Here is a 5,723-nt window from a genome sequence, read left to right as displayed (position 1 = left end):
GTTGTACCAGAAAGTTACGAACGTATCTGGGCCGGGTAATCCGGGATATTGAGAGAAAGTGCCCAAATCCACATGAAGATCTTCGGTCTCTTTTGGAGACATCGAAACGTATCTTTAGCCAACAGCGAAAAGACAGGAACAAGGTGTACAGTGTTCATGAACCTGCAGTTGGGTGTATCAGCAAAGGGAAAGCCCATAAACGTTATGAATTTGGTGCAAAGGTGAGTGTTGCCACCACAAGTCGTGGCAGTTGGTTCGTTGGTGCTCAAGTTTTTCATGGTAATCCGTATGACGGACATACCCTTTCCAAGACGCTTGCCCAGGTCACCAAACTGGTACAATCACCTGAGTATGTTTTTGTCGATCAGGGGTATCGAGGCCATGATTATACCGGAGAGATCGAGGTGCATGTTGACAAGCGTCGAAGAGGCCGAACGCCCAAAAGAATCTGAGGCTGGATGAAACGCCGGGCAGCAGTTGAGCCTTGAATTGGTCACCTCAAGCAAGAACATCGAATGGACAGAAATCGACTCAAAGGCAGAATGGGTGACTGTGTTAATGCCATCCTCAGTGCTGCCGGAATGAAATTCAGGAAGTTGATGAAGTTCATCGAGAGCATTTTGCGCTATTTTGTTCTCTCGCTTTTATTCCTTTTACTGCCATCGAGAAAATGGCAGTGGCAGCAACTGGGGTAGAAATTGATTTTTTCAAGGTCGACTAATTAGTGTTGACTCGGAGTTCTTGTTGAAGGAGCGGACGTTTGATGTGGCAATGTTAATGGGCCGGACCGGAGCTGAAAAGCTTGCCGTTGGCTATGGTGCATTGCTTACAATTATTGGCCATCGAGCACGTTTCTTACAAGGGCAGCAAGATCCTTTTTCGCCAGTGGCTTCATCGCAAATCCCTTTATTCCGTAGATTGTGGCCTTTTCTTCTGAAATCTGATTAGAGTACCCAGTACAGAGAATGATCGGCATTTTCGGCCTTATTTGGAGTATGCGTCGTGCCAGATCACTTCCAGTCATACCCGGCATCGTCTGATCGGTGATGACCAAGTCAAAGCGTTCTGGTTGATCTTGTACATTTTTTAGTGCCTCAAGGCTGCTTGTCTCTACGGTCACCCTATAACCAAGTCGCTCAAGCATCGTCTTGCCCATTTGGGCCACCATCTCATCATCGTCTATAAAGAGAACACGCTCAGCTCCAAGTTGGGTTAATTCTGAAGGGGTCGGTTCGGCTTCTGGTGACGCTGTATCTGAGTGAACTGGAAGATACACATAAAAAGTCGTCCCTTCACCAACTGAACTTCTGCAGGAAACAAAGCCGTTTGATTTCTTGACTATGCCATGGATCACAGCAAGACCCATTCCCGTCCCTTTGCCTACCTCTTTCGTAGTGAAGAAAGGATCGAAAATTTTATCCATGATTTCTGGTGCTATTCCTGGACCCGTATCTCCAACAGTGATTTCTACAAAATGTCCAGGATGCACATGTGGTTCGCTTTTTAACTCTGCCCGGGTCAATGTTGTGTTTTTAAGGGAGATGGTGAGAGTGCCACCCGTTTCTTCCATCGCGTGGAACGCATTGGTGCAAAGGTTAGTTATTATCTGATGGATCTTGGTTGGATCTGCAAGAATTGGCCAAGATTCAGTATCGATATTCTGTTGGATGTCAATAGTCGTAGGCAATGAGGAGCGAAGCAGCTTTAATGCTTCCTTTATGATCACCTCAGGTTGCAAAGGGATTTGGTCGGTCTCATCCTGACGGCTGAAGGCAAGGATCTGTTTTACTAACTCTTTGGCCCTGTAGCTCGCCTTGACGACCTGATCAAGGTCTTTTCTTACCGTCGATCCTGCGGGACAAGCTTCCTGGGCCATTTCTGCATAGCCAAGGATTCCTCCGAGGATATTATTGAAGTCATGGGCAATCCCTCCCGCAAGTGTCCCGATGGATTCCATTTTCTGGGCCTGCTGAATTTGAGTTTCAAGCCGCCTTTGTTCAGAAATATCAAGTAAAAAACCTCTAATATGTTTCAGTGTTCCATCCTCATCGAATAATCCAGAGGCGTTCTCATTAACTATAATCGATTGCCCATCAATCCTTCTAAGAGTTGTTTCCTTATTAACAATATCATGACATTTTGATATTTTATTGATGAATTTAACTCGTTCATCAGGCTTTATAAATAATTGGGGTATGGGCATTTCAAAAGCGTCTTTTTTACTTTTAAATCCGAAAATATTTAAATATTCCCGGTTGCAGGCTAGCAACTGACCTTCAGGCGTTGAAATATAAGAACCTGCTGGGTTTTCTTCAAAGTATTCTCTGTATTGCTCTTCACTTTTTATTAATTTTTTTTCGATCTCTTTTTTATCCGTAATGTCCCGTGTAATTGACAAAATAGTCTTTTCATTATTTATATCCAGAACCCTGGCAGACATAAGGCCAATTCTAATATCGCCTCTTTTATTTACAAATTCTGCCTCAAGGTTCTCGACAATACCATTTTTTTGTAATCCTTCGACTAAGCGTTCCCGATCATTTGTATTTTTCCATATACCTAATTCAATCGAAGACTTACCAATAGCATCTTGTCTTGAATAACCCAGAATTTTGGTGAAGCCTTCATTAATCTCAGTGTACACACCATCTTCGAGCCTGTTGAGATTAATAGCGTCTGGACTTGTCAGAAATGCAAGACGAAACTTTTCTTCGCTTTTATTCAAGCTATCCTGGGTTTTCACATAGGTGATCGCAACAGCAGCCAGTTCGCCAAACGATTTGGCAATTTTGGCATCTCTTTCAGTGAAAGCCTCAGGCTTGTTAGCTATGCCAATCAACCCAAGCGTTTTATTATCAACGACTATAGGAGCAAAAAGAACATTCTTTAGCTGCACATGGCCTTCAGGCATATAATCTGCCCACTGACTATCAGCAAAGTGATTGTCATAAACAACATTATTCGTCCGATAGGCGACCTCTCTGAGTCCCCGTATTGGCATTGGAAGGTTTAGGTCAACATCACATGGCAGCCCGCCGGCTTCAAGAAACAGGACTTCATTTTCTTGACCATTCTCAGCCAAAAGGGCAACATACCCAGAATGCGCACCGATTAGTTTTGCACATTTATCAAAAATATTTCGGGCGGCTTCCTCAAACGTAGTACAAAAAATAATAGCTTGGGATGCTTCAAGCAGTGCTAACTCTTCTTCTCGAATCAGGTGTACCTCTTCAAGTGCTATCTTTAAATCAGCCTCACGCTGTTTTCGCGTTGTTATATCCTGAGCTGCTCCCCAAAGCCCTATAACCTTGCCTTTTGGATTTTTTACCGCCTCGCCTCGAACCCACATCCATCCTCTGCGTCCATTTTTTTTTAGCATTTCCAGCTCAAGCTCATATGGAACGCCGGTCCTTCTTGTTTTTTCCAGGGAACGCGATAATAATTCCCAGCTTTGAGGAGTAAACAAATTTATATGTTCGGTATAGGGTGGTGGTGGTAGGGTCGGGTCAAAACCATACATTCTATAAAGCTCTTCTGTCCAGAACACTTCATTTGTCTCCACATTGAGGCGCCAGCTTCCCAAATGTGCAATCTGCTGAGATGCATTCAAATCTATCTCGTTTTGTCGCAGGACTTCTTGAATTCTCCTTCTTTCTTCCAATTCTGATGTTAACAGATTTGTATGTTTAAGAATTTGTTTTTTTAGAGCACGATTCCAGAGTAACGCAGACAAAATACAAAACGAAAAAATTGAAGATATGCAAACAACAATAACCCAAAAAGCTTTACTTTTGTAGAAAATGATATGATCAATAGGAATCCACTTATTTCTGATAGATATTCGTTCATCTGCACTGATGGCTTCCAATCCTTTATTCAAAATCTGGTTTAATATGGGCCAATCTTTTCTTGAAGCAATTGAAAGTTTAATGCTATATCCAACATTTCCCGCGACACGAAGATTTGTAATACCATTTTCTTCAATCAGGTAAGAAGCTGTCGCTAAATCCAAAATTGTGCAATCAGTGCGATTAAAAGAAACGCTCAGCAATGCTGTTAAGTCGTCTGGAACAAGATCCATATCCAGATAAGAGTAGTTTTTGGATAAGTATTCTGTAATTGCATAATTTTTTACTGCCGACACCTTGAATTTTTGTAATTTCTCAACAGTAAGAGATTCATATTTATCTTTTTTTACAATTATGACGTTAGGTATTTCTATGAACGGTTTGGTGAAGAGCAAATAGCGTGATCGATCTTCAGTTTCAGTTACCGCATTTACTATATCAATTTCATTCTTCTTAGCGGATTCAAAGATATTATTAAAAGACTCAAATTTTATTTCTTGGAGGCTGAAGTCCAACTTTTTCTGTATTAATTTGAGATAATCGGTTGCGAGTCCACTGTTTTTCCCGTTTTTATCAATGAATACAAAAGGTGCATAATTGCTCTCGAGAGCTAAAGTTATTTTACCCTCATGCTGTTTAAGCCATTCTCTCTCCTTGGTAGTGAGAAGGGCACTGAAACAGCTTGTTGCACAGCTAACCAAAAGAAATATAACTAAAAGAATTATGGTATGCTGGGCAAGGAATTTTATTCGGCCAAAAAAGATTTTCATCATTTCCATAAAGGGTGCAAAATACTTTTTTACTTTAAAAGATAAAAGGGGCCGGTATTGATAACCGCTTAAAGGGGATACTTTGCCGTTTGCCCCTTTCAGGGGCACGGTATTAAACCGGCGGGCAAATAAAAATACAGACCTCTTCATTATATGGCCGATATAACGTTGATTTAACTGTAACAAAAGTTGCTTTTGTATCACAAAATGCCCGCTGAATTAATAACTTACGGTATCTACTCATTGTTACTCTTGGTTGTGGTTAGCTTTAGCGGGGTAACCCAATCGCAGAGTAACAATTTACTTCATCTCACGTTCATTCGGCAAAGCCTCTGAACAATTACCTTGCCCTGAGGGCAAGGGTTTCCAGGTTCAAATAAATTGGCGAAAGACAAATCTCATTAGTCGATCTTGAAAAACTCATTTTTAAGCCAGTTGCTGCCAGTTCCATTTTCTCGATGGCAGTAACTGGCATAAAAGCAAGCAAAGAAAATAGCGCAAAATACTCTCAACGAACTTCATCAACTTCCTGAAGTTCATTCCAGCAGCACTGAGGATAGCATTAATACAGTCACCCATTCTACCTTTGAGTCGATTTCTATCCATTCGATGTTCTTGCTTGAGGTGACCAATTGAAGGCTCAACTGCTGCCCTGCGTTTCATCCAGCTCCAGAGACTTTTGGGCGTTCGGCCTCTTCGACGCTTGTCAACATGCACCTCGATCTCTCCGGTATAATCATGGCCTCGATACCCCTGATCGACAAAAACATGCTCAGGTGATTGTACCAGTTTGGTGACCTGGGCAAGCGTCTTGGAAAGGGTATGTCCGTCATACGGATTACCATGAAAAACTTGAGCACCAACGAACCAACTGCCACGACTTGTGGTGGCAACACTCACCTTTGCACCAAATTCATAACGTTTATGGGCTTTTCCTTTGCTGATACACCCAACTGCAGGTTCATGAACACTGTACACCTTGTTCCTGTCTTTTCGCTGTTGGCTAAAGATACGTTTCGATGTCTCCAAAAGAGACCGAAGATCTTCATGTGGATTTGGGCACTTTCTCTCAATATCCCGGATTACCCGGCTCAGATACGTTCGT

The 5,723-nt window shown here is 42.1% G+C and carries 2 protein-coding genes and 1 pseudogene; 1 reads left to right on the top strand and 2 read right to left on the bottom strand.

Features of this window, described 5'->3' with window-relative positions; all coding sequences use genetic code 11:
- Window positions 1-695, top strand: a pseudogene (locus BUF15_RS26040) (transposase); the annotation flags it as partial.
- A gap of 137 nt (window positions 696-832) precedes the next feature.
- Here the strand turns inward: BUF15_RS26040 and BUF15_RS26030 are convergent.
- Window positions 833-4,822, bottom strand: coding sequence for a PAS domain S-box protein (locus tag BUF15_RS26030; protein ID WP_073617248.1), 3,990 nt, complete (start codon window positions 4,820-4,822; stop codon window positions 833-835).
- A 222-nt stretch (window positions 4,823-5,044) separates the two neighbouring features.
- Window positions 5,045-5,723, bottom strand: a 679-nt coding sequence (locus BUF15_RS26025) for a transposase (RefSeq protein WP_143170903.1), incomplete at its 5' end; no start/stop codon positions are given.

This window comes from Desulfopila aestuarii DSM 18488 (assembly GCF_900143695.1).
Lineage (GTDB): Bacteria > Desulfobacterota > Desulfobulbia > Desulfobulbales > Desulfocapsaceae > Desulfopila > Desulfopila aestuarii.
The sequence above is the reverse complement of the archived record's forward strand: the minus strand, read 5'-3'. Positions and strand labels throughout refer to the sequence as shown.